General features: G+C 69.4%; 10 protein-coding genes. 2 read left to right on the forward strand and 8 right to left on the reverse strand.

Going from position 1 to position 26,120, the window contains the following annotated elements; all coding sequences use genetic code 11:
* Positions 1 to 111: 111 nt before the first annotated feature.
* The 4 genes from WME79_RS29050 to WME79_RS29065 form a co-directional block, all read right to left on the reverse strand.
* Positions 112 to 2,592, reverse strand: a complete 2,481-nt coding sequence (locus WME79_RS29050; RefSeq protein WP_437521364.1) for a SpoIIE family protein phosphatase — start codon at positions 2,590 to 2,592, stop codon at positions 112 to 114.
* A 16-nt stretch (positions 2,593 to 2,608) separates the two neighbouring features.
* Positions 2,609 to 2,986: a hypothetical protein gene (locus WME79_RS29055; RefSeq protein WP_437521367.1), complete on the reverse strand. Its 378-nt coding sequence runs from the start codon at positions 2,984 to 2,986 to the stop codon at positions 2,609 to 2,611.
* Positions 2,967 to 3,500, reverse strand: a complete 534-nt coding sequence (locus tag WME79_RS29060) for a hypothetical protein (RefSeq protein ID WP_437521370.1) — start codon at positions 3,498 to 3,500, stop codon at positions 2,967 to 2,969. The genes WME79_RS29055 and WME79_RS29060 overlap by 20 nt, the downstream gene beginning before the upstream one ends.
* A gap of 138 nt (positions 3,501 to 3,638) precedes the next feature.
* Positions 3,639 to 8,222 (reverse strand): nSTAND1 domain-containing NTPase, encoded by a 4,584-nt coding sequence (locus WME79_RS29065; RefSeq protein WP_437521373.1) that lies wholly within the window; start codon positions 8,220 to 8,222, stop codon positions 3,639 to 3,641.
* A 111-nt stretch (positions 8,223 to 8,333) separates the two neighbouring features.
* Here WME79_RS29065 and WME79_RS29070 point away from each other — a divergent pair, with 111 nt between their 5' ends.
* Together WME79_RS29070 and WME79_RS29075 are read left to right on the forward strand one after the other, a co-directional pair.
* Positions 8,334 to 8,915 (forward strand): Uma2 family endonuclease, encoded by a 582-nt coding sequence (locus WME79_RS29070; RefSeq protein ID WP_437521375.1) that lies wholly within the window; start codon positions 8,334 to 8,336, stop codon positions 8,913 to 8,915.
* A gap of 334 nt (positions 8,916 to 9,249) precedes the next feature.
* Entirely contained in the window at positions 9,250 to 14,385 is a 5,136-nt protein-coding gene (locus WME79_RS29075; protein WP_437521377.1) for an AAA family ATPase, read from the forward strand.
* Positions 14,386 to 14,486: 101 nt separating this feature from the next.
* On the opposite strand, the gene WME79_RS29080 is transcribed toward WME79_RS29075, so the two are convergent.
* From WME79_RS29080 to WME79_RS29095, 4 genes are all read right to left on the reverse strand, one after another.
* Complete coding sequence (locus WME79_RS29080; RefSeq protein ID WP_437521379.1) at positions 14,487 to 16,097, reverse strand: DUF1552 domain-containing protein; 1,611 nt, start codon at positions 16,095 to 16,097, stop codon at positions 14,487 to 14,489.
* Complete coding sequence (locus tag WME79_RS29085; RefSeq protein ID WP_437521381.1) at positions 16,094 to 17,875, reverse strand: DUF1592 domain-containing protein; 1,782 nt, start codon at positions 17,873 to 17,875, stop codon at positions 16,094 to 16,096. Before WME79_RS29085 ends, WME79_RS29080 begins: the two co-directional genes overlap by 4 nt.
* Positions 17,876 to 18,530: 655 nt before the next feature.
* Positions 18,531 to 20,168 carry a serine/threonine-protein kinase gene (locus WME79_RS29090; RefSeq protein WP_437521384.1) on the reverse strand — a complete coding sequence of 546 codons (1,638 nt, stop codon included), beginning with the start codon at positions 20,166 to 20,168 and terminating at the stop codon, positions 18,531 to 18,533.
* A 42-nt stretch (positions 20,169 to 20,210) separates the two neighbouring features.
* Positions 20,211 to 25,715, reverse strand: coding sequence for a CHAT domain-containing protein (locus WME79_RS29095; protein WP_437521387.1), 5,505 nt, complete (start codon positions 25,713 to 25,715; stop codon positions 20,211 to 20,213).
* Positions 25,716 to 26,120: the final 405 nt, after the last annotated feature.

Below are 26,120 nucleotides of genomic sequence, written 5' to 3' on the forward strand. Positions count from 1 at the left end.
TGGCGGAGCGTACGTGGTTCTCAACCCGGATCCAATCCCTTCTGCTGACACCGGCGATAGCGCTCATGTAGGAAAGCGGGCGGGCTCGGGCCACAGTTGCCACAGTTACAGTTATCGAGGCGCGCTGTACCTCGCCACGACGACCGTGATGTCGTCATCGGGGCTCGGGCACCAGGCCTCGACCTCCCTGAGGATCCGGTCCCGGATCGCCTCGGCGGGCGCGCCCTGGGAGGACTCGATGGTGGCGCACAGCCGCTCGAGGCCGAACTGCTCATGGTGCGCGTTGCGCGCCTCCGTCACGCCGTCGCTGTAGAGCACGAGGACGTCCCCGTCCTCCAGGACGAACTCGGCGTCTCGCGTCATCGCCTCGATGGCGGGCAGCGCGCCGATCCAGACGCCCGAGCTCGGGATGCACACGCAGCGGCGGGTGCGCGCGCGGCATACGATGATGTCGTCGTGCGCTCCCGCGAACGTCACCCGCCCGCTCCGCTCGTACCGGAGCAGGAGCAGCGTCGCGTGCTCGTCCCGCTTCAGCCGACTGCGGACATTCTCGTACACCGCCCCGTTCACCGCGGAGAGGATGTCCCCCGGGCTGGAGCGCGGGTCGTTGCGCGTCAGGGCCGAGATCATGCTCTGGATCATCAGCATCACGAGCCCCGCCGCGAGCCCGTGCCCCGCGACGTCGCCGATCCCGAGCCACCCGCCCTCGTCTGTCGCGAGCACGTCGTAGTAATCGCCGCCGACCTCCGCGGCCGGCTTCATGACGGCGGAGAGCTCGAGGCCTTCGACCGAGAGCTGCGCCGGCACCAGCGTCGTCTGGATGCGCGCCGCGACGACGCTCTCCTGGCGGACCTTCTCCTGCTCCAGCCGCTCGCGCAGCTCCACCTGCCGCACGACCTCCCAGTGCAGCGCCGCGGCCTTGACCGCGGAGCCGATCTGGAGGCGGAGGGCGTCATAGACCATCTCGTTGGCGCCGCTGTTGAGCACCGCGACACCGAATTTCTCCTCGTCGCCGAACGCGACCGGGAGCGCGATCACGCTCCTGCGCTCCCGGCCTTCCAGGAACCCGTCGGGCGCGAGGCGGCGCGCCGGGAAGCTCTCCGCCGGCGGCTCGATCTCGCGGCCGTCCTCCATCAGGAAGAGCGCCTTCATGGTGGTGCGCTGCGGGTCGTGCGCGGTGTCATAGAGCGACACCGCGACCCGCGAGAACTGCATCCGCGGCAGCTCCGACGCCATCATGCGCCGCAGGATGGGCAGGCTCAGGCAGGTCGAGAAGCTCCGCGCGCTCCAGCTCAGGTAGAGCGACGCGAGCTCCACGTTGAGCCGCTGCTGCCCCTCGGCGCGCACGGACGCGCTCCCGATGACGATGCGCGAGGCGTGCCAGATCCGCTCGAGCGCCTCGTCGAGGACCGCGTCCCGGAGGGCCCCGTGGCCCCGGCGGAACTGCTCGCGGAGCAGCGTGATCATGCCCTGGAAGTGCTCGAGGATCGCGCCCTCGCGCCCCGCCGCGTCGAGGAGCGACTCGATCGCGCGCAGGAAGCGGCCCTCGGTCCCCTCCAGCTCCTCCTCCAGCGCCGACAGGAGCATGCTGGCCCAGCCGTCGAGCGAGCCGGCGGGGATCGCGACGCTCTTCTCGACCAGGCGCTCCAGGTCGTCCCGCTGGCCAGCGGACGGGAGCGCCGCGCTCCACGCCTTGCTCGGGGGCGCGCCCGCGGGCTCCACCTGGTAGCCGCAGCCGCAGGACTCGCGCAGCGTGAGCTCGACCGGGAACAGGTTGTACTCGGGCACCGGCTCGCCCTCGATCATGCGCACGATCAAGTCCACGGCGCGCGCGCCGATGCGCTTGATGGGCTGGCGGATGGTGGACAGCGACGGCTTCGCGAAGCGCGCGATGACGGCGTCGTCGAAGCCGCACACGGGGAGGTCCTTCGGGACGCTCAGGCCGTGCGCCTTGAGCTCCTCCATGGCCCCGAGCGCCATGTTGTCGTTGGCGGCGACCACGGCGTCAAACGCGACCCCGCGCCCGATGATCTCTCGCATCGCGGCGCGCCCGGTGTCGATCGTGAAGCTGCCGAACGCGACGAGGCGCTCGTCGAAGCGGAGCGAGCGGTCCGCGAGCGCCCGCCTGTAGGCGTCGGCGCGGACCTCCGCCTCCTCGTTGTTCGGCGGCCCGCCGATGTACGCGACGCGCTGGCGCCCGTGGTCGTCGACGATGTGCCCGACCGAGAGATCGAGCCCGAGGCCGTTGTCGACGACGAGGCTCGGGATGCCGTCGATCGCCATCCCGAGGCTGCAGATCGGCAGCGGCGCGTAGGACCGGCAGAACCGCTTCATCCCCTCGATGCCGACGTGGTGGCAGAGCGTCGTCGAGGCGACGATGATGCCGTCGACCGTCTCCGCGCCGATGAGGTGATAGATGCTGTTCTGGGCCGTGCTGGCGGCCCCGGGGAGGGCGAGCGTCTCCCCGAAGGCGATGACGAGGTTGACGTCGTGCGCCTCGGCGGCGCGCTCGACGCCGAAACGCACCTCGGACTGGTACTCGCCTCGTACGTAGTCCATCAAGAGGGCGATCGTCCGGCGTCTCTTGCTCATCTCCTGCGGCTCCTGCTCAAGCGTCAGCGATGGAGACCAGCTCGGGGGACATGCGCTCCAGCGCCGTCAAGCTCCGCCGTTGCCACCCAAGCCTGGCGTCCGTGACGAACTGTATCTTGCATTTCAGCCCCTGCGCGGCTAGACCGCAAATGAAGCTGATGAATGCCTTCAGGCAGCTTGAGTTGAGAAAGTAAAGAGACCTTACGTCGAACTCGACGGCGCTCACGGAGAGGCGCACCACCTCTGCCTGGAGGGCCCTGCAATAGGAGCCGAGCGGCGCGGCCGCCGCCATGTCGCCCGTGCCGGTGAGCTTGACGCTGAGGGTGTCCTCCCTCAGGGTCGGCTCGATCCCGAAGCTGTCCGTGACGACGGACTCAACCCTTAAGCTGCTCATCTCCCCTCCACCTCCCAACCGGCGCGTGCGCGATGATCGTCAGCTCGTTCCCCTCGATCTTGTAGTCCACGTCGAGCCCGCCCTCCGCGCACAGCCGCGCGAGGCCGAGCCCCGACACCCCTTCTACCATCGCCGTCTCATGGATAAGCTCGTCGTAGTGCTTCACCGGATCGCTCGTCGTCTTCAGCTCGAGCAGCCGCCTCTCCACCTCGCGTAGGCGATCGGCAGAGGCCTCGTTTCGCGCGCGGATCTTCAGGATACAGGAGCTCTCGGCCTCCTCCAGCGCGAGCTCCAGGCTGACCTTGGGGCCCGTCGAATACTTGGTGATGTTCTCGGCGAGCTCGTGCGCGGCCATGTAGAACCGCGAGCTCACATTCGCGTCGTCCAGGATCATCGCGCAGAAACTGGACACGAGCCTCAGCACCGCGGTCGCCATGCGGTCGCTCGGGAAGAACGTGATGCACAGGAACAGCGATGCATTCAGGTTCGGTTCGGACGCGGGCACGATTGCCACAGCCTACGTCGTTCCCGCAGCGGAGCCAACGCCTTCTGCTCTCGCGCGAGCGCGGTCGCGAGCGCGCGGGTGAGGGCGGACCCTACAATACGGCGCGACGGCGGGCTTTGGCTTTGACCTCCCGCGTCGGCCGCGGCCTCACAGCCGCGGGACGAGCCGCTTCCCCTGGGCCCTCAGGTTCGACACCGCCTCTCCAACGCGCTGGGCGAGCGGCAGCCCCCGGGGCACCACGAGGCCGGTCGCGCCGCCCACGCGGCCGAAGGACCATGAGAGCACCGAGCCGTCGGCGTCCCACGGCGCGAGCCGCTCGCGGCCGTCGGACGGCATGGCGCCGACGAGCTCGTGGCGCTCCAGGTCGAGCGCCGCGATCCGGTCCGCCGACGAGAGCAGCAACGTCTTGCCGTCGGGCGCGGCGGCGATGTCCTCCCATTCCGCCCCGCTCACGCCCTCGAGCACCCGCTCGGTGAGGCCGGCGCGGCGGATCACGACCACGCCCGTCGCGTCCGCGAAGGCCGCGTCGCCCGGCAGGGGGCCGTCCGCGATCGCGGTCGCGCGCGGCGTGGCGTACCCTAGGACCCGCACCTCACCCCGCGCCTCGTCGATGCGCGCCAGGGCGCCCGAGCTGAACGCGAGCCACAGCCCGGGGCCGACGTCGCCGCGCGCGGCGCTCGGGCGCGCCTCGTAGACATAGCCGTCGGTCACCGCGATCGTGCGGGACGACAGGTCGCGGAGCGACGTCGCGACGAGGTTTCCGTCGAGCTCTTGCGTGAACAGCGTCCGGCAGGCGGCGTCGACGCCGAGCACGAGCGCCGGCGCCCTCGGCACCACCTCCACCGTCGCGCCGGTCGTCGCGTCGAACAGCGTCCACACCCCTTGGTCCCGGCGGTACGCCATGAGCCGGCCGTCGTCGCAGGCGCGCAGCAGGTGGCCCCGCCGCGCGGCCGTGCGGCGCCGCGAGCCCTCGTCGTACAGGCGCACCTCGCCGCCGACCTCGAAGGCCACGACGCCCCCGCGCCGCAGCGCGGCCGCGGCCGAGGCGGCCACGTCGCGCACCTCAGGCGCCCCCTCCGGATCGAGCCCCTCGAACCCGAGGAGGCGCTCCGCGGCGGGCGCGCCCGGGCTGAACAGGACGAGGTCGCGCGTGAGCACGCGCCGGTCCGGCAGCCGCCACCCGCCGAGGAGCGCGTGCGGGCCGACGTCGCGCTCGGCGATGTCGGCCATCTCGCCGCGCGTACGCAGCGGCCGCGGCGCGCCCTTGCCCGGGGTCGCCTCGCACGGCGAGCCCTCGGGCGGCGGATCGCCCGCGGCGCGACCGCCCTTCCGCAGGTAGTGCCAGACGCTGCCGCCGCTGCCGCACACGCCCAGATCGAGCCCGCCCGCGTCCCAGCGCGCCGACGCGGGCGCCGGATCCGTGTCGAGCTCGAAGAGCGGCGCCTCGGGCCGGTCGAGGGCGTAGATCGCCGTCCTGCTCTGCTGCACGAGCGCGATCACGGGATCGCGCGGGCTGAAGCGGCCGAGCACGGCGGGCGCGCCGAGGGTGATCTCGGCGCCCGCGCCGCCGCCGGGCCCCCAGAGCAGCGCCCTGCGCCCGAGCACCGCTGCGACGTGCCCGCCGTCGGGCGAGACGCCGAGCACGTTGCCGCGGAACGGGTGCCGATCGACCGCCTCGGCGCCGCCGCCGCGCCGCATGTCCCAGCGCGCGATCCCGCCGTCGGTCGAGCAGGCAAGGACGGGCGCCGCCTCGGCCGCGTGGACGGCGCTGCTGCAGCGCACCGGCGCGACCGCGGCCAGCGCGACGGTGCCGCCCTCGCGCAGCCGGAAGACGCGGACCTCGCCGGTGACCGAGCGCGTCGCGAGCGCCGTGTCGAACGCGAACGGCACGCGCTCCACGTGCGGGGCGTCGTGCGGCCGCAGCGCGAGGACCCGCGGCGATTTGGCGCGCTCGATGCTCTCCGGATCGGCGTCGAGGGCCACGTCGTCGATGACCTCCGGGTCGGGCGGGCGCAGGTCGGCGACGAGCAGCGAGCCCCCGGGGCCGCCGGCGATGACCCACCGATCGTCCCACGGCAGCGCCGGCCCCACCACGCCGTCGACGGTCAGGAAGCGCGCGCGCGGCAGGCCCACCGCGGCGGACGCGAGATCGAGCGGCAGCGCCGCGTCGTCCGCGCGCCGCGCGAGGGCCGCGGCGATCCACGCGGCGCGGTGGTACGGGTCCTCCGTGCGGCGCGCCTTGCCGATGAGCTCGGCGAGCTCGGCGCGCTCCTCGGCCTCGCGCGCCTTGGCCTCGGTCTGCGCCTGGCGCGCCGCGACCCACCGCTCGGCCACGAACGCCGAGGCGACGGTGAGCCCGAGCGCCACGGCCGCGCCGATCTTCTTGGCGCGCTGGGCGCGGGCGCGCCGGAGGCTCTCGCGCACGAGCGCCTGCTCGCGCCGCGGCAGCCGCGAAGCGAAGGCCGCGCTCCTGCTCACCTGCTCGAGCAGGTCGCGCCGCAGGAGGAGATCGCGGCTCTCGCCGGAGCGATCCCACACGTCGGCGGCCTCGCGGAGCCGCTCGAGCAGGATGAGCCGCTCCATGTGCAGCGCGCGGGTGGCGGCGGCGTGCGGCCAGCTCGAGACGAGCGACTCGTGGGCGAGCTCCACGGACCTGTCGCGGCGGACGAGGAGGCGCGCGCGCTCGAGGGCGCCGAGGACGCGGTCGACGTCGTCGGGCGGCGCGGCGACGGCCTCGGCGAGCTCTGCCTCGGCCCAGCGGAGGCGCGACCCGTCCATCGCGCCGAGCCGGAGCAGCGCCTCGTCGGCGATCGCGCGGTCCTCCGGGGTGAGGGCGGCGACGGCGGCGTCGGCGTGCCGCGCGAGGGCGCCGCGCACGCCGCCGAGCTCCTGCCAGGCCTCGCCGGTCAGCGCGCGGCGCGGGTCGCGCGCGCGCTCCCACCATTCCGCGAGGGCGAGCGCGATGAACGAGAGCGCCGCCCCGCCGCTCCGGAGCTCGCGCTGCGCCTCGGCCGCGACCTGGGAGAGCCCGCGCACCTCAGCGCCGGCGAGCTTCGCCGGGCCTGCGACGAGGTCCTTCACGGCGGCGGCGGCGGGCAGCCCCACGTAGCGCAGCGCGGCCCGGAGGCCCTCGCCGGCCGGGGTGGCGAGGAGGGCCGCGGTGCGGTCGTCCGCCTCGTCGAGCACGCCGATGAGCCGGAGGCCTCGCCGCGGCTCGCCGGTCGCGAGCGCGCCCACGAGGGCGGCGAGGCGCCCGTCGCCGAGGGGCGCGATGGGGTCGACGATCAGCGCGACGCCGACGGCCGACGCCATGCAGAACCTGGTGAGGGCGTCGAGGTCCGCGGACTCGAGCTCCGGCGAGACGGCGGCGAGCGCGCGGGCGAGGGCGCCGTCGGGGTCGTCGCCGGGGGTGAGGCGGGCCTCGACCCAGTCGTCTTTCTGGTCGACGTGGCGGCGCGCGAGGTGGGGCACGAGCCCCGCGGAGGCGAGCGAGGTCTTGCCCGAACCGCGCGGCCCCTGGAGCACGATGCACGGCTCGAACTCGAGCTCGCGCCCGAGGCGCGTGATGTCGTCGTCGCGCCCGAACAGGAGCCCCTCGTCGGTGGACGAGAGCGGCGCGAAGCCCCTGTACGGCCGGTCGGGGACGCCGTGGGGCCGCTCCCAGACCTCGTCGAGCAGCTGCGTCAGCTTCCCTGGCGTGACGCGCCGGTGCGCGGGATCGACGGACAGGAGCCGCTGGAGGAGCGCGATGAGGCCGCGCGGCAGCCGCGCGGGGTCGCGCTCGAGGTCGCGCATGGTGCCGCGCAGGGTCGCGGCGCGGAGCTCGGTCCACCAGGCGGAGACGCTCGCGGGGTCGGAGCAGTCGTCCGGCTCGTCGGGCACGGCGTGCGGGAGGCGCCCGGTGGCGAGCTGCGCGATGCAGACGGCGAGCGCGTAGGCGTCGGTGGCGGCGGTCGGCTCGGCCATCTCGAGCACCTCCGGCGCCATGAAGCCTGGTGTTCCGATGACGTTGCGCGCGACGGCGGGGCTGTCCGCGCCGGCGAAGGCGCGGCGCGTGGAGGCGTAGACGTCGCGCTCGGCGAGGAAGGCGGCGGTGCCAAGGTCGCTCCCGCCGCTGTCATGGCCGCCGCCGACCGCGACCGTGGGGGCGCAGGAGACGGGGGCGCCTGCGCGCCGCGAGATGCCGAAATCGAGGACCTTGAGGGCGCCGTCCTGGGTGAGGAACAGGTTGGCGGGCTTGAGGTCGAGGTGAACGACGCTGCGCGCGTGGATGACGTCGAGCGCGCCGGCGACGTCGCGGGCCCAGGCGACCACGCGGCGCCAGGGGATGCGGCGGCGGAAGCGGATCAGGTCGGCGAGGTTCCGGCCCTCGAGGAGCTCCATCGAGACGAACGGGGTCCTCGGCGCGCCGTGGAGGATGCCCGCGGCGTAGATGGTGACGAGCGACGGGTGGCGGAACGAGGCGAGGAGCTTGGCCTCGTCGGCCCAGTCGGCGGCGTCAGCGAAGTCCGAGACGAGGAGCTTGAGGGCGACCTCGCGGAACGGCGCGCCGTCGGGCAGGAGCTCCTCGGCGCGCCACACGTCGCCGAAGCCGCCGCGGCCGAGGCGGACGCGGAGCCGGTAGCGGCGGTCGAGCACGTCGCCGGGCGCGTGCGCGAGCCCGCCCGCGGGCATGGGCACCGGGCCCGGATCGCGGGAGGAGCTCCCCTCGTCGACGAGCGTGCGGTCCATCGCGAAACGACGGTATCACCGGCGCGGCGAGAGGTGGACGGTCCCCGAAGCCGCGGCAGTTCGCCCGGCTCCGCGTGGACATCGGAAGCCCGGCGCGCGACACTGCCGCACATGGGAGAAGCGGCGCCGCGACGGAAGCTCTCGCCGGCAGAATACCTCGATCTCGAGCGCGGATCGGAGGCGAGGCACGAGTACGCCGGCGGCGAGCTCTTCGCGATGTCTGGCGGCACGTTCGAGCACAGCGCCATCGCCGCGAACATCGGCCGACAGCTCGGCAACGCGCTGGGCGAGCGCGGATGCGTGGCGCTCAACTCCGACATGCGCATCAAGATCCCCGCCGCGGATCGCTACGTGTATCCGGACGGCTCGGTCGTCTGCGGCCGCCCCGAATTCGAGGACGAGCGGCGCGACACCCTCCTGAACCCAGTCCTCGTGATCGAGGTGCTCTCCGATTCAAGCGAGGCGTACGATCGCGGCGATAAGTTCGCGCATTACCAGACCGTGGCGTCGATCCGAGAGGTCGTCCTGGCGTCACAGAAGGCGCCTCGCATCGAGGTGTTCGCGCGCCAGGACGACGGGAGCTGGGTGCTCCGGATCTATGGCCCCGGCGCTCGGGCTGCGCTGTCGTCGGTGGGGTGCGACATCGGCGTGGACGACGTGTACCGGGGCGTGCTCGCGGCCGCCAACCTCTGAATCCGCGGTTTCAGCGACACCGCATCGAACCGGTCCACCAGCGCTGTAGCGGGGAGTCGCCCCGGTTCAGGACGAAGACTGTCATGGCGCCAGGTTCGCCAATTCACTCTATTCCCCCACGGAATGCCCGGGGAGACGCCCCGAGGAGGCCGCCCGAGGTCGCGAGGAGTGCGGAGCGCGCTGAGCGCCGGCAGGCTGGACTTCCATGCCTTGCCGCGTATTCTGCCGGCGGGCGAGTCTCTGTCCGACCGGGGGACGGCGGATGCTCGAGCTGATGTGTGGGGGGCGCCACGCTCCTTTGGATGGCTGACGCGGAATACGGAACCTTGCTGCAATGATCGATCTATCAGGTCATACGCTGTTCGAGAGGGTATACGAAGGCTCCGAGAGCGTGCTGTACCGCGGCCGCCGGAATGAAGACGGCGCCCCGGTCGCGGTCAAGGTGCCTCGGTCCGAGTTCCCGACCGCCAGGGATCTCGCGCGGCTGCGGCGCGAGTTCGCCATCCTGCGGGACGCGGGCGAGGTGGCCGGCGTCGTCAAGGCGCACGCCATCGAGAAGTGCGGCAGAGGCCTCGCGCTCATCATGGAGGACCTCGGCCCCTCCTCGCTGCACGCCGTGCTGAAGGCGCGCAGGCTCGACGTAGGCACGGCGCTCCGCACCGCCATCGCGCTCGCGGGCACCCTCGACACGCTCCACGGACTCCGGATCATTCACAAGGACATCAAGCCGCACAATATCCTGATCGACGAGAAGACGCAGAGCCCGCGGCTCGTCGACTTCGGCATCGCGGCGCGCCTCTCGAGGGAGACACCCGAGACGGTCCCGCCGGACGCGCTCGAAGGCACCTTGTCGTATATCGCCCCTGAGCAGACTGGCCGCATGAACCGGAGCGTGGATCTGCGCGCCGATCTCTACTCGTTCGGCGTCACGCTCTACGAGATGGTGACAGGGGCCCTCCCCTTCCAGGAGGGCGACCCCACCGCGCTCATTCACAGCCACATGGCGCGCATACCGGCGCCGCCGCACGAGCGCGCGCCGGGGGTGCCCCAGGCGCTGTCCGAGGTGATCGTGAAGCTCCTGGCCAAGATGCCGGAGGACCGATACCAGAGCGCGCGCGGGGTCAAGCTCGACCTGGAGGAGTGCCTCCGGCGGTGGGAGGCGACGGGCCGCGCCGATCCGTTTCCGCTGGGCCAGCACGATCGGCCGCTGGATCTGCGCGTTCCCCAGCGGCTCTATGGCCGGGATCACGAGGTGAACGCGCTCCTGTCCGCCTTTCAGCGGGCTCGCCGGGGCGCGGCCGGGCTGGTGCTCATCTCGGGCTACTCCGGCGTCGGCAAGACCACGCTGGTGAACGAGATCCACAAGCCCATCGCCCGTCATGGGGGGTATTTCGCGAAAGGGAAGTTCGATCCGATCAACCGGGATGTCGCGCTCGCGTCGGTGGCGCAGGCCTTCCGCGAGCTCATCCGGCAGGTCCTGACGGAGTCGGCGGCGGCCGTCGAGGAGTGGAAACGCAAGCTGCTCGCCGCGGTCGGCGCGAACGGGCAGCTCCTCATCGAGCTGATCCCGGAGCTCGAGCTGCTCCTCGGGCCTCAGCCGGACGTGCCGGAGCTCGCGCCGACCGAGGCCAGGAACCGCTTCGATCTGCTGGTGCAGCGCTTCGTGCGGGTCTTCGCTGCCTCGACGCACCCGCTGACCCTCTTCCTCGACGATCTGCAGTGGGCCGATCCGGCGTCGCTCAGGGTCCTCGATCGCCTCCTCACGGACGTGGAGGGCAACCATCTCCTGATCGTCGGCGCCTATCGGGACAACGAGGTGGACGCCGCCCACCCGCTGCACGCGACGCTGGGTGAGCTTCGCAAGGCGGGCGTGGCGATCGCCGAGCTCACGCTCAAGCCCCTCGACATGCCCACGGTCACACAGGTCATCGCCGACACGCTGAGCGCGCGGCCGGATGCGGTCGCGCCGCTCGCGACGCTGGTCTTCGAGAAGACCGAGGGCAACCCGTTCTTCCTGGGCCAGCTCCTCGGCGTGCTCCACGACGCAGGGGCGCTGTGGTTCGACGCGCCCTCGGAGGCCTGGGCATGGGACGTGGCGCGCGTCCGGGAGGCGGTCGCCGCAGACAACGTGGTCGACCTCATGCTCGACAGGCTGCACCGCCTCCCGCCGGCGACGCAGCGCGCGCTGAGGCTCGCCGCGTGCCTGGGCCACGCGTTCGATCTCACCACGCTGGCGGCCGTCCACGAGAAATCGCCCGCCGCGACGGCCGCCGACCTGTGGGACGCGCTGCGCGGAGGCCTGATCGTGCCGCGTGACAGCGATTATCGCTTCTTCGAGGAGAGCGCGGACACGGAGCCCTCGGCCCCCCAGGAGATCAAGGTATCGTACCGGTTCCTGCACGACCGGGTGCGCCACGCGGCCTACTCGCTCGTCGAGCCCTCGCGCAGGGAAGCGCTGCACCTGGCGATCGGCCGGCTGCTCTGGGCGCGAGCCGGCGAGACGCCGCCGGACGAGGACCTGATCGAGATCGTCCGCCACCTGAACCTGGGCGCGCGGGGCATCGCCGACGAGGCCGGGCGGCTGGCCCTGGCCCGGCTCAACCAGCGGGCGGGCAGGGCGGCCAAGCTCAGGACAGCCTATCAGGCGGCCGCAGACCACTTCAGCGCGGGGATCGAGCTCCTCGGGGACGCGCGCTGGACGCGCCACGAGGAGCTCTGCTTCACGCTCAGCCGCGAGAACGCGGAGTGCGTGTACCTGAGCGGCGCGCCCGAGCGGGCCGAGGAGCTCTTCACGTCCCTCATGCCCCGAGCGCGATCGAACGTGGAGCGGGCGCAGATCTACAGCCTCCGCGTGCTGCTCCACGTGACGCTGGGGAACTTCGCGGACGTGGTGCGCCTGGGCAGCGAGGGCATCGGCATCCTCGGCCTCACGCTGCCGAGCAGCGAGGCGGAGCTGCAGGCGCGCGTCGGGGCCGAGCTCGCAGAGGTGGACGCGAACCTGGCGGGCCGGCGCATAGAGGACCTGATCGACGCGCCGGCGATGGACGACCCGGAGCAAAGGGCGCTGGTGCAGCTCATCAGCGATATGATGGGGCCGCTCTTCTGCCTGAGGCCGGAGCTTTACCCGTTGATCGTCCTCAAGCAGGTCAACATCTCCCTGCGGTACGGCCACGCTGACGTGTCCGCCCTCGCGTACACGTCGTACGGATTCCTGCTCGCGGTCTTGCAGGGGCGACCCGCGGATGGCCATGCGTTCGGCCGTCTCGCCATCACCTTGAGCGACAAGTTCTCGAACGCCGCCCTGGCCGCCAGGGTGAACTACGTCTTCGCCACGTACTCCCACCTGTTCTACGACGTGCGCGACGGGATTTCTCGCTTCCTGACGGCGCGGCAAGGACTGCTGGAATCAGGCGACTTCGCCCATCTCAGCAACGCATGGACCTGCGTGATCAGCAACATGTTCACCGCGGGCTATCCGCTCGAAGAGCTGCGCGAGGAGACGGAGCGAGGCCTCGTCGTGTTTCGGCGAACCGGGGACGTCGTCGGCACGACCGTGCTGACGCTCATGAGGCAGGCGATCGCGAGCCTTCAGGGGCGGACGCGGGCCCCCGACAGCCTCAGCGACGACCATTTCGACGAGGACGAGTTCGTCGCGCGCCTCAAAGAGAAGGACTTGATCGCAGGCCTCTTCATTCACGCGCTGCTCAAGCTGCAGCTTCCCTATCTGTACGGCGACTTCGAGGAGGCCGCGGCGAACGCCGCGGACGCCGAGGCCTACGGCGCGGGCATGCTCGGTTTGTATCAACCGACGAAGCTGCATTTCTACGCTTGCATGGCGTTCCTCGCGCTGCCCGCCGCGGCCTCGCCCGACGAGGCGGAGCGCCGCGCGCGGACCATCGCCCGCCACAAGGAGCGGATCGCGGGCCTCGCGGCGAGCGCTCCCATGAACTTCGAGCACCTGCTGCTGCTCATCCAGGCCGAGGAGGCGCGCGTCGCCGGCGATCAGCTCGTGGCCATGGGCCTTTACGACCGGGCGATCTCCCTGGCCCGGGAGAACGAGTTTCCTCACGACGAGGCGCTCGCGAACGAGCTGTGCGCGAAGCTGCACCTCCACGAGGGCAGGCCGAAGGTGGCGCGCGCGTACATGGTCGACGCGTACCTCGGCTACCGGCACTGGGGAGCGACGGCCAAGGCGGACGCGCTCGCGCGCGAGCACGCCGCGCTGCTGCCCTCTTCGAGCGACAGCGTGCCGATCTCGTCCATCCCCTCGGCGACGTCGGGCGCGGCGCACGCGGGGACCATCCTCGGCCGGACGACGGTCGGCAACCTGCGGGATGCTGCGCTGATCGTGCGCGCCGTGCAGGGCATCGCCGGCGAGACGGAGCTCGAGCGGGTGATCGAACGCCTTGTGACGCTCGTGCTCGGGAACTCCGGCGCGCAGCGGGGGGCGCTGGTCCTGGAGCGGGACGGGCGGCTCTTCGTCGAGGCGACCTTCGGGGTCGAGCCCGGGACGCTCGCGCTCGGGCCGAGCGAGCCGCTCGAGGCACGCCCCGACCTGCCGCATAAAGTGGCGCTGTTCGTCGCTCGCACCCGCGAGCCGCTGGTCCTCGACGACGCCAGCGCCGATGCCCGGTTCTCCGACGATCCCTGCATCCTCGGTCAGGGCACGCGATCTGTGCTGTGCCTGCCGCTGCTCCATCAGGGCCGCATGAACGGCGTCCTTTACCTGGAGAACAACGCCGCGAGCAGGGCCTTCAACGCGAGCCGCGTGGAGCTGCTCGGCCTCCTGTCGTCCCAGGCCGCGATATCCATCGAGAACGCGTTGCTCCTCTCGGGCATGCGGGTGGTGAAGGAGCAGGTCCTGCACGCCAACCGGCGGCTCGAGGCCGAGGTCGAGCAGCGCACCGACGAGCTCCAGCGCTCCAACATGCAGCTCAGCGCGAGCAACGAGCGCCTGAAGATCGAGCTCGAGCAGCGCGAGCAGGCGGAGCGGGAGCGGGCCGCGCTGCAGCGGCAGATGTTCGAGGCGCAGCAGTCGAGGCTGGCGGAGCTCTCGACGCCGCTCATCCCGATCACCGACCGGATCATGGTGATGCCGCTCATCGGCACCATGGACGCCGCGCGGGCGGCCCAGGTGCTGGAGGTCGCGCTCGACGGCGCCCAGCGCCACCAGGCGCGCGTCGTGATCCTGGACATCACCGGGATGAAGCACATCGATACCCAGATCGCGCAGACGCTCGTGGGGACCGCCAATGCGCTGCGGCTGCTCGGCACGGAGGCCGTGCTCACCGGCACACGCGCCGAGGTCGCCCAGGCGATGGTGGGCCTGGACATCGAGCTGAAGTCCATCGTCACCATGGGCACCCTTCAGAGCGGTATCGCCTATGCGCTCCGCCGCGCCGGGCAGGCGACCGGGACCAGCGCACAGCTGTCCTCAGCGCCAGCCCGCACGCGCCCGCCGGCGAGGTGATGGCCAGGCGGGTACGCTCGAGCCGATCGTGGGAGTCAGAGAGCGCCGACGGCGCTCTCGTGCATGTGCTGGCCCGGCCTTGCGGCGTACTTTCGGTCGCCTCACGCCTTGATGGCGCTGAGCTCTCCCGGATTGCTGATGCCAGGCCCGTCGGTGACCTTGCCTGCGCCATCGGTGGTGAATGACGGCCCGCTGCCACCGAAGCCAACCGCGACCGCATCCGAGACGCCGAAGCGATCGACAGGAACCCAGTCGGGCATCCCGGCGCCGAGCGCGTTGATCAACGTCGTGTAGAGCTTGTTCAGCGGGACGGTCCCGCCCGACGAGCCGGTGTTGCCGCTGTTGTCCTCGCCCTCTGTTCCGCTCGAGCAGGAGGCTTCGCTGTTGCCTGCCTCGAGCTTCCCGCCCGCGACGTTCACCGAGACGCCCTGCTTGAGGTAACCGCCGGCGCTGCCGGCGATCACGATGGGCAGGTTGTTGTTGTTGTGCGCGTTGCCGTCGGCGAGCTCCGGCAGCCACATGACCGCGCAGTTATCGAGCATGGTGCCGCCACCCTCCTCGATGCTGTCGATGGTCTTCACCAGCTTGGCGTAGCGCCCCGCATACCAGCGGTCGATCTCGTGGATCTGATCGATGACGCCGCTCACGCACTGGCCGCCGACGGCGGCGCTCCCGTTCCGGTGCGAGAGCCCGTGATGATCGTGGGTGTGCGCGATGCCGTCCCACTTGAACGTCACGAAGCCCGGCCACTGGAGCACGATGGAGCGGTTGTTGTCGCACATCATCGTGAGGGCGATGAGTCGGATCATCATCTCGCTGCCGAGCGTGTACACCGTCTCGTTGTTGGGGAAGCCGCCGCGAGCGGGGTAGCCCGCCTGCGTGAGGGCGGCGTCCGTGATGCCGAGGGCGGTCGCCGACTCCGCGGTGCACGCAGAGGGGACGACCCGCTGCTCGGTCTCACGGAGCAGGGCGAGCCAGTCGTCGATCTTCTTCCGATCGCCGCCGCTCATCTTGCGGGCCTTGTAGGCGTTCAGGTCACGGCTCACCAGATCGATGATGCTCTCGCCGCGAGCCACGCGATAATCGGCTTCGGTCTGGGAGCCGCTCGTGAAGAGCCCGGTCAGGCTGCTGTACACCGTGCGCGCGTTGGTCACGGGCGCGTACGGCGTCTTCGGCGCCGAGTACGACACGATGCCCTTGACGTTCGTGAAGGCATTGCCGACGGAGAGCACGAGCGGGACCTTGTTGGTGCCCTGATTGAAGCGCTGCGCGATCTCGTGGTCGAGCGAGTGCGACAGCGCCCAGTGATCTCCGGCGGGATCGAGGGGCGCGCAGGTCAGCTTGCTGCCCATGCCCTGATCGTGGGGATCGAAATAGGCCGTGCCGTCCACCTTGTTGTTGAAGCCGTTCAGCGGCATCGCGAGCCCGCGCGGGAAGAGCAGCTTCGACGCGAAGGGCGCGAGCGCGGCGAGGGTCCGGGGCTTCCCGTCCGTCTGCGTCGTCTCCAGGGACGCCGCGGTGACGTTCCCGGCCCCGTTCTCGATCCCCGTCGGGAACCACCGGTTCGTCAGGCAACCGTTGTTGGTGTAGAAGATCACCAGGCGGCGCGGCGACGGCGCTTCCTGCGCTCGCGCGGAGCGGCCGAGCGAATTCAACAACGGGACGGCGAGCGCCGCGCCACCAATTCCACGCAGGAACAGTCTTCGGTTCACGGCTCCACCTCCGCCTGCAGTGCACGAACTCGGAACGATTGACTCTGTGTGAGGTCTGCGATGAGGTCGAGCACCGTGTAGCCGCCCTGGGTGAGCTTGGCGGTCAGCTCGTCCACGGTGCAGGAGTCCTCGTTGTTCAGCTCGCGCTGGTAGGCGAACGAGACCCACTTTTGCACGTAGCACTTCTGCGCTTCCGGGGAGCTCGCGATGGCCTCGGAGAGCGCCACCGGGCCGTCGACCGCCACGACGTCCTCGCCCACGCCGACGTCCACCCGTGTGTCGATGGGCGCGCCCGAGAACGATTCGGTCTGCTGGTAGGCGCCCACGGCGTCGTACGACTCGAACGCGAAGCCTGCCGGGTTGATGTACGTGTGATGGCAGAACTTGCAGGAGTCTCCCGCCGTCTGCGCGTCGACCCGAGCGCGGTTGGTCGTGAGGTTGGCATCCGTGGGCAGCGGCGTGCCTTCCACCATCGGCGGCGGCGGCGGGATGGCCGCGCAGAGGACCTCCTTCTGCAAGAACGCCCCGCGCAGGATGGGCGACGTCCGGTCGTACCCCGAGTGCGACACCAGGAAGCCCAGGCGAGTGAAGAGACCAGAGCGCTGCGTCGGGTCGAGTTCGACCGGCACGAGCGCCGCGCCGTTGAAATCCGCAGGATCCAGGCCATAGAGCGGCGCCAGCGAGGCGTTGACGAAGCCCACCGGCGTGGTGACCAGATCCTGGAACGTCCCGGCCTGGTCGAAGACCACGTGCTCGATGAAGCGATCGGTCTCCTCCGACAGCAACGGGATCATCGACGCTTTGAAGTCCGGGAAGGCAGCCGGATCACGCTGGATGTCCGACCATCGCGTGCCGGGGCCCATGTGGAGGTAGAGCTCGTGGAAGGCCTTGACCATCCCCCGGCTCTTGGGATCCGCCAGCATTCGCTGCGCCTGCGCGAGGATCTGCTCCGGCGTCTGCAGCGCGTCGGCGTCTGCTGCGGCGAACAGCGCGTCGTCCGGCATGGTTCCCCAGATCAGGTACGAGAGGCGCGACGCCACTTCGTGGCTGTTCAGCACGAAGTACTCCCCCTCGGGTTTCTCGCTGATCTCGGCGCGCATCAGGAAGGAGGGCGAGAGCAAGAACCCTTCGATGATCAGCTGGGCGCCGTCCTCGAACGAGCCGGTCGGCGTGAGCGCCTGGCGGCGGGTGTAGAGGGCCTGGAAGAGCCCTCTCTCCTCGTCGGTGAGCGGGCGCCGGAAGGCGCGCCGTCCCAGCGTATCGATGAGCTGGTTCGCGCACGCGGTGCCGTCGCCTGCCGGCGTGCACGGGATGGTCTTGGCGCGCGCCTTGGCGTCTGCCATGACCGCCGCCGCCACCGTCGCTGCGGCGGTCTTGTACCCGTCCCACGCGCGCTGATCGACGCTCCCGACCCCGTCCGGTGCGAGCATCGACGACGGCTGGGTGTCGATGCCGACCAGATCGCGAATCGTGTTGTCGTATTGCGCCCTCGTCAGACGCGGCAGCGCCGACGTTTGCGGGATGCCCGGAATGCACTCCGTCGGCTCCACGCCGGGGCCGCCCCCCGCCGAGCCGTTCCCTCCGGCGCCGGCTCCGCTTCCAGACCCGCTTCCAGATCCGTTGCCGGATCCGTTGCCAGCGCCGCTCCCAGGCCCGTCGCCAGACCCGCTGCTCGCCTCCGGGTCATCGCCGCCAATCATCGCGGTGCAACCGCCCATGGCTGCGTAACTCGCCGTGAGCAGCGCAGGAACGATGAACCGTCTCGCCCACGTGTTCATAACACTCACCTCATCCGAGGGGCTCTTACATCGGACATCGCCCAGACATAGGATGCCTTGTTATGGGCCGCAGATCACGAGTTTTCTCGTATTTTCGTGCTGGCGCAAGATTGCTTTCGCCCCGCAATTCGTTGGGTTGGGACCGACGCCTGAAGGCGTTGGAAGCCGGGTAGCCTGCAACTCCCTCGTACGGCTGGAACGACCAGTTGAGAACTTCACAGCGTGATGGATCGGAACGGAAAACTCCCGACGGAGAGTAGAATTTCGAACAATCTCGTGGTACAGTAATTATCGCGCGTGAGGGGCATGGCATCAACGCGCGATCTCCTGGGTAGCGTCTTGCTGCGGGCAGCGCCGCCCGAGCCCATGCGCTCTTCGTGGTTCCGTGAGAGCTTCGGCTCGAACTTCGGCAACAAGGTGACGACGCTCCCGTTGGATCATCACTCGGCGGCCATGAGCACTGCCAGTTCCCCGCGCAGCAGAGGGCGATTCTGGAGGCGTACGTGAACAAGCTCCTCGTCGGGGGCGGCACCGACGACACCAACCTGCTCGAGAGCGACGGTGCGAAGGCCGACCTCGGTCGGTGGATGACGTGGACGCCGCCGAACCTCCAGTGAGCGCCGGGCTCACGAGGACGAACGGCGGTGCCGTCGCCTCAGAAAGGCACGCACGTCTCGATTGGGTTTGAATGATAGATACCCAGCTGCGTGCGGGTCGCGAGACGGACGATCAGGTTCTTCGGCAGATGCTCCCGGACATTGTCAACAGTCATGCCAAACCGGTAGGGCGCGCCAGACTCGAGGTAGACCGGGTCCTCCAGCTGGCACCACACGGTCTCTCCAATCGTGACGTTCCCCACGCCGAGCTTGTTCGAAGCGGCGCCTCCGTCCACGGCACCCCCCACCTCCTGCACGGTCGTGCCCCCGCGCACGGTCGACTGTCTCAGCGCTTTCACGACATGGGTCCTGAGCACATTGAATATCTGCTGCCCCTCGACGACGTACACATCCTGCTTCGTCACCTTGTGCGCCGCTGGGATGCCTCGCGTGCTCGAACGCATGAGGACCTCCGATATCCGCTCGAAGCTCGGTAGGATCTCGACGATCTCGATGCCGACGTGAGTCAGCGTTACCGGACGGCTCGCCAGGTTGAGCACGGTCACGTCGAACGCCAGGTCGGCCTCCGTGGCGGTCCCCTCCAGCTGGAGATGGAGACAGCAACGCCTCTGGAACGGCGACGTGTCCGGCCGGTCGGGTACCACCTTCCACGGGGCCGCGCCCCGCGCCAGGCCGACGCTCGCGAACTCCAGCTCGCCCGCGACAACGCTGGTCCCGCGACCGCCAGCGTCCGCGCTCTCTCGTGCGGCTGCGGTGATCGCGGCGTCGGGCCGGTCGATCGTGGCGCAGTCGCGTATCCCGAGCTGCTCGAGTCGAGACGAGAGGTCACGAGCGGTCGGAATGCGGTCGAGCTTGTGCTTGCGCAGGCAGAGGTCGATGATGTCTGCGAGAGCGCCGAGGCTCGGATCGGCGGCGCGTGCGCTTGGCATGGGTACGTGCAGCGCGCGCACCATGCCCAACGCGGCCGGGCTGAGCGGCGCGAGCGGGTGCCGGCCGACCACCAGCTCAAACAGCATGATGCCGACCGCCCACAGGTCGCTACGATGGTCGATCGCGTCGGCTCCCCACTGCTCGGGGGACATGTAGGGCGCACTACCCATGATGTGTACCGGCTGCGTCTCCGCGGAGAGCTCTGGCGCGTCCGTCTGGACCTGCTCGGTCGTCCCATATTCATCGGCCAAGAGCTTCGCGATGCCGAAATCGAGGATCTTTACCGCCCCCGACTCGGTGACCATGATGTTCTCGGGTTTGAGATCGCGGTGGATGATCCCGCGGCCATGGGCGTACTCGAGAGCTCGCGTCACCGGCAAGATCATCGTCATGGCCTGATCGGGCCGCAGCGGCAGGGTCCGCTCCTGCATCCACGCCCGCAGCGTCTGCCCCTCGTGGTACTCCAGCACCATATAGGGATTCCCATGGTGCTCATCCGCCGCGTGGACCACGGCGATGTTCTCGTGGCGGCAGCGCGCCATGGCGCGGGCCTCGATCATGAAACGGCGGACGAAATCGGGCCGGGTCTGCAGCATGAGCTTGATCGCGACCAGACGATCTAGCTTGGTATCGCGGGCCAGAAACACGGCGCCCATGCCACCGCGCCCCAGCTCGCGGAGAATGGTGTAATGCGCGACATGGTCGCCGGAAACAGGCAGTCCGTCTTCCATGGGCTTGGCGCTCACTTGGCCACCTCGCAGTCGCGAAGAGTCAACATGGTTCTCCTTTCACGATCCCGTGAGATAAAACGCTGCCCAGTGCACCGGCGCCGCGAACGGGCGGGTGCCCGGGTCCTGCAAGAGCGCCCGGAGGTGCAGCGCCGCCGCGGTATCCAGCGACATCCGCGGCGCGAGTTCGGGCACGAGCTGCTCCAGGTGCGCCGCCAGCTCGCGAGAGGTCAGCTCGCGAAGCCAAATCTGGGCGCGCCGCAGCGCGACGGCGGGCGTCAGGTGCTCTTTGAGCCAGAACTCGTAGAACCGCGCCATCAGGAGCGAAGCGCTGATATCGTAGACCGACCAGAGCGACGCAACGGCACATGCGAAGCCGGCCTGCAGGAACGCCGCGGGCAGCGCCACCACCTCGTCGGGCACTTCGGTGCCCACGATCCCGGTCTCGCACGCCGATAGCACAGCGAGCCGTGCCTGCCTGCCTCGTAACGCCAGAAGATCCTTCACCGTGAGCAGCTCGTCGTCTGCCATCAAAAGCCCACTCTGGAGTGGATTGCTCCAATCGTTCTTCCCGTGACACGAGAAATGGCATACCTGTGCGTCTGCGATCGCTGCCAGCACGTCGTCTCTGCGGCATAGCTCGCCGGCCATTCGCGTCACGTCGCCTTCAGCGAAGCGAGCAGCGGCCGCATCGACCTCATATCGACTGTTCGGCAACGGCGAGGCCGACGTGGGTCTCGGTTCGTCCACCACGAGGAGCTTCGTCTGCCCGCTCGTCCCGGCGAGGTCGCGTGCGTGCGCGAGCGTGCGCAGCGACGGCGCGTAGTGAAACGCCATCGCGTCGAGCGCCCAACGACGCCGATCGCCGTCCTCGTCGGTCCATGCGGCGTGGAGCGGCAAGAGCGCCAAGAGCCCATTCGGGACGAGCACGGCACGCTCGCTCTCGGGAAAGCGTTCTTTGAGCAGCCCGACCAGGGGGCCCATGGCCATGTCCCATAACGCGCGAGCCGTTCGCTCGATCCGCTCGTGCCACGCACCGCGGGCATGCGGGTCGTCCGGACGTTGCTGCCATTGCATGTAATCCCCGAGCCAGCTCCCGGGCGTGGGCTCGTCTCTGGAGCCCCGAAGCATCTCAACCAGGGCCGGCGTGGACAGCGAGTCGAGCCAAAGCGGCGTCACGTCCAGCGCACCGGCCACGTCAGACACCACCAGCGCGATCCCGCCCATCCACGTCGTCGCGAGGTAGATCACGGGCACGCCCGGCTCGAGCGCCGCGGAGAGGGCCTCCAAGGAAGGCCGGGCCAGAAACGATGCGCCGCCAGGAGCCGCCCGGATCGCCTCGACCGTCGCGTGCAGCTCGACACGGGCCGCGCGGAGCTGCTCTGGAAGGCGTCCATCGTGCTCTGGCTTCGCCGATGTCTGCTCGATCGCTTCGCTGGCCGCCACCCCCTCCAGGTGGCGGAGCTGGGCCAACATCTGTCGATAGCGGTGGACGAGCTCTGGGGCCCGTTTCTCGATCTCTTCGAGATCGGAGCGAGTGCGATCGAGCATCTCGGTGAGGACGCGCGCGCGGCCGGTCTCCATGGCCAGCACCGCTCCCGGGAGATCGCCCAGCCGTGCCTTGCTGTATGCGGCGTCTGTGTAGAGCATCTGTACCGAGCTCAACCAACGGTACTTGTCGGAGCGCAGCAGCTGAGCCTCGCACAGCGTATCCATGATCGTCATGGCCTCGCCGTAGGCGGCTACCGCTTCCTCCCAGGCCGACCGCTGGAATGCCCAGCGCCCGAGGTCGCACGCGCTGTATACGCCTATGCCGGGGTCGCGCGTGCGACTCAGCTCCAGCGCCTCGCGGCAGACGGTGACGGCCTCCTGCAGATCCTCCATACTCCCGGTGGCCTCATGGCGTGTATGAAGAGCCCGAGCCAGACTCAGAAGGGCTTCCGGCCGGTGAAGGCGATCCGGCGACGTGACAGCCAAGGCTTGGCGGTATACGGCGATGGCTTCCTCCAGATCCTCCATCCTCCCCGTATGATTGTACTGGTGCCTGAGGCTGTTGCCCAGCGTTCCCAGAATTCGCGTGCGCTTCGGGTCACCCATGGACGCGCTGTTCACAGCTTGACGGCCGCCATCGATGGCCACTTGAAGGGCAACGGCGTCCGTCCTGCCCGAGTGCACGTATACGGCGTTCAGGCAATTAGCCAGCTTGCTGAGCAGTTTCGGTCGATACGGGGAATTCTGGGGGACGGCCTCCAGGGCCCGAACGAAGCATGTGACGGCCTCGTCCAGGTCCTCCCTCCGGTGGGTGTCCTCGTGTCGGTCGGCGAGGGCGACGCTCAGATTGCTGAGGAGCACCGCGTGCTGGAACGCGTCGTGCTGCGGAGAGTCCGGGGTGCTGGCGGCGAGGGCCCGGCGAAAGAGCGCGACGCGTTCGTGCAGATCCTCCCTCCGGCCGGTGCGTTCAGCCCGCTTGCGAAGGGCAGCGCCCAGGGCGCTGAGGGCCGAGGCGTCGAGGGGGTTCGCGTCCACGGCACGGCGCAAGAGCGCGACGGCCTCCTGCAGATCCTCGATCCTCCACGTCCACTCGTACCAAACTTGAAGGGCGCCGCCCAGATTGCTGAGGCGGTTGGCGACCTCCGGAGAGTCCCGAGAGATGGCGTCCAGGTCCTGCCGAAAGACCGCGATGGCCTCCTCGAGATCCTCGACTTTCCCGAGCCGGTTGTACCGCGTGACCAGACCGGTGCCCAGAGTACTGAGGCAAGCAGCTCGATCCGGCGAGGAGGGGTCCCGGGCCTGACGGGTGATCGAGATGCTCTCCTCGAGATCCTCCAGATTGCCCGTCTGATCGTGACGAATGTGAAGAGCCCCGGCCAGACCGGCGACCGCGCGGGGATGCGTGGGGTTCATATCGAGGGACCGGCGACAAACGGCGACGGCCTCCTCGAGATCCTCCACCTGGCCCGTACGCGCGCGCCGCATGAGCAACCCTTCGCTCAGGTTGTAAAGGAATCTTGCCAGATACGGAGAGCCCGGGGTGCTGGTGGCAATGGCCTGACGGCAGAGCGCGATGGCCTCCTCGAGATCCTCTGACTGCGCTGTCCTGGTGTATCGTGACTTCAGGCCGGCAGGCAAAATCGCGAGAACCAGGGGCCTGACCGAGGAGTCCGACGGCAGCGCTAACAGCATGTGGCGCAACCCGGTCACCGCGCGATCCAGATCGGCTCTCTCTCCGCGTGCCTCGCCCCTCCTGAGAAAGAGAAAGTGCGCATCGAACGAAAGCAACATCTTCACGTGCAAGGAAACCTGATCCAGCCCGGGATCGGACAACACGCGCTCCCAGCAGGCGGCAGCCATGTCCAGCGCCTCCATGTCCCCTGTACGGGCATAGCGCCGTTTCTGCCTCTCGGCTTCGCGGACACCGTCCCGAATGGACTGGGGCGCCTGTATCATCGCGTCGAGTTCTTCCACGTCATCCGGCGTCGAGCCGAACATTTCCTGGATCGCAGCCCCAATACCGATTTCGCGGCAGCGGCGAAGCAGTCGAATGACGTTGTCGTATGCCCTGGCGACTCGCTCGTCACCGTCTTCGAGTAGCCGGTCCCGCCGCGCGACGAGCAACGCTTCGGCTCGCTCGCCCGCGAGCTCGGGATGCTCCAGGAGAACTCGATAACAATGCTCCGGCGAGCATGCATCCAAGAGCCGCAACACCGCGGCCGCCACAGGGTCGACGGGCGCCTCGGCGAGCCTGGCCCGTGCGACCTCCACACCGTCGTCCACAACCACGGGAAGAAGCGGCCGTGGCATCTCGACCATGCTTGGGTTCGCGCCCGCCGCGCGCTCCCCCGCGGACGTGCGCCACCATGAAACCAGCGCTTCGGCCACCTCTTGATTGCGCTCATCCGTTGACTGGTCACCCGCAGCGCCCCGCTGTGCGGGCGAAAAGATGAGCGTCGGCTCCGGTCTGGCGCAGTAGAGCAGGAGCGGCTCATCGAACGCTCCGAGGACGATCCCGCACGTAGGACAGACCACCTGGTGGATCGTGCCGTCTCGGATCGCGTCCACCACCTCGGGCCGCTGCTGGATGGCCTCGAGGTCGAAGATCAACTGGATGCTCACGGTCGCCGGCCCGCATCGCGCGCAGGCAACCTCTCTGGGGACGGTGTATCCACTATGAATCCCCACCGCGGAATCCATCCCCGCTGCCGAATCCAACTCGCGTTGCAGCCTGGCAGCCTCGCGGTGGACAGCGTTGGCGTCCATGAGGTCCTCGACCCGATCCGTGGCCTCGTATCGCAGCTCCAGCCAGCGGCCCAGCTCCTTCAGCCACGCCGGCCTCACCGGGGAATCCACAGGTATGGCGTCCAGAGCTTGACGCGTGATCGCGATGGCCTCTTGCAGATCCTCCATCTGCCGGCTCTGCATGTACCGCGCGCCAAGGCTGTAGCCCAGGTTGAAGACGCAAGTGGGGAAGTCGGGAGAGTCTGGCGCAGTCGCCTCGATGTTGTACCGATAGAGGGCGATGCTCTCCTGCAGGTCTTCCATCCGCCCGGTCTGCTCGTGCCGATTGCGAAGAGCAACGGCCAGGTTATTCAGGATCATCGCCCGCTGCGGCGCGTCGATTGCGATGGTAGCGCGAACGCGCTGGAAGAGCGCAATGGCCTCTTCAAGGTCCTCCATTCGCCCGGTGCGCGCGTATCGCACACGAAGGCAGGTGCCGAGGTGGCCGCAGTGTACCAGCAAGCTGGTGTCATCCGTAGGTGCCTCGGTAGCTTTACGGAGTACGGCGATGGCTTCCTCCAGATCTTCCGTTCGATCGGTGCGCCGATGCCGTGTGAGGAGGCCGACGCCCAAGCGGTCGACCATCCCATGCCAATCCGGGGAGTCCGGAAGGATCGCATCAAGGACTTCGCGGCAAAGCACGATGGTCTCGTCCAGGCACTCCATTCGCCCGGTGCGGCCGTACCGCTCAAAAAGGCACACGCAGAGTGCGGTGAGGGTGTCCCACCGGTTCGGTGCGTCGGGAGAGACAGCATCGAATGCTTTGCGATAAAGCGCGATCGCTTCCTCCAGATCCTCCATCCGCCCTGTGCGCTCGTACCGTATGTGGATGGCAGCGCCCAGATCGCTGAGAAATGCTGTAGCGCCTGGCGACTCCGGGGAGGTGGCGCTGAGGGCCTCGCGGTAGAGCGTGATCGCTTCCTCCAGATCCGTCATCTGACCGGTGCGATCGTGCCGCTTGCGGTAAGCGACGCCCAGGTTGAACAGGTGCTCCGGCCGGGCTGGAGAGTCCATCGGGACCTCTTCCAGCACCTGTGCCCACAGCGTCAGGGCCCTCTCCAGGTCACCCGTACTGCCGCGTGCCAAGTACCTGCAGAGAAACAAGCGGCCTGCGAGATCCCGGACGCTGAGCCGCCAGTCCTCCCTGACGTGCGTTCCATGATCACCCCTGCGATCGATCGGCAGCTCGGTATGGAACAGCAGGTGCTCCCAATGCGCCGAGACGCTGTCCAGCGCCTCGGTCTCTCCTGTGCTGAAATAGGCTTGCTCGGCGCGCTTGGATTCCTCCATGAGCTCCGGGATCGACGGCGGCACCAGGAGCTCCGCGGGGGACTCGTCCAAGCCCGATGTCCGTTGTTGCCTCGATGCGTTCACCGGCCCGCAACGCGCGCAGACAAGCTCGATGGATTCCGCGTATCCGCACTCTCGATCCATGTCCTCAGCTCCCCTCGCGGCCGCTCGGCAGAATCGATGACCGCACCATCACTTCAGCCCCTGTGTTGGCCATGTCAGCTCGCCCGGCGGCTCGCGCTCCCCGTTGCGCGCCCTCCTCGGGGCCTCTACCTGGATGCCCCGAACAGACCGACCCTGTACCCGGCCCGCCGGAGCGCCCTGGTAGCCTTCGAGTTCACCCAGAGAAGCGTGATCAGGTTCACGAGGGGAATGAGCATGAGGGCGAGGCTGATGGCGGTGGTG

Origin of the sequence: Sorangium sp. So ce726, from assembly GCF_051521405.1 — a bacterium.
GTDB lineage: Bacteria > Myxococcota_A > Polyangia > Polyangiales > Polyangiaceae > Sorangium.

Coding starts and splice junctions, on each gene's coding strand:
- WME79_RS29050 (WP_437521364.1), bottom strand. CDS start 2,592: ATGAGCAAGAGACGCCGGACGATCGCCCTCTTGATGGACTACGTACGA.
- WME79_RS29065 (WP_437521373.1), bottom strand. CDS start 8,222: ATGGACCGCACGCTCGTCGACGAGGGGAGCTCCTCCCGCGATCCGGGC.
- WME79_RS29075 (WP_437521377.1), top strand. CDS start 9,250: ATGATCGATCTATCAGGTCATACGCTGTTCGAGAGGGTATACGAAGGC.
- WME79_RS29070 (WP_437521375.1), top strand. CDS start 8,334: ATGGGAGAAGCGGCGCCGCGACGGAAGCTCTCGCCGGCAGAATACCTC.
- WME79_RS29095 (WP_437521387.1), bottom strand. CDS start 25,715: ATGGAGGAATCCAAGCGCGCCGAGCAAGCCTATTTCAGCACAGGAGAG.
- WME79_RS29055 (WP_437521367.1), bottom strand. CDS start 2,986: ATGAGCAGCTTAAGGGTTGAGTCCGTCGTCACGGACAGCTTCGGGATC.
- WME79_RS29085 (WP_437521381.1), bottom strand. CDS start 17,875: ATGAACACGTGGGCGAGACGGTTCATCGTTCCTGCGCTGCTCACGGCG.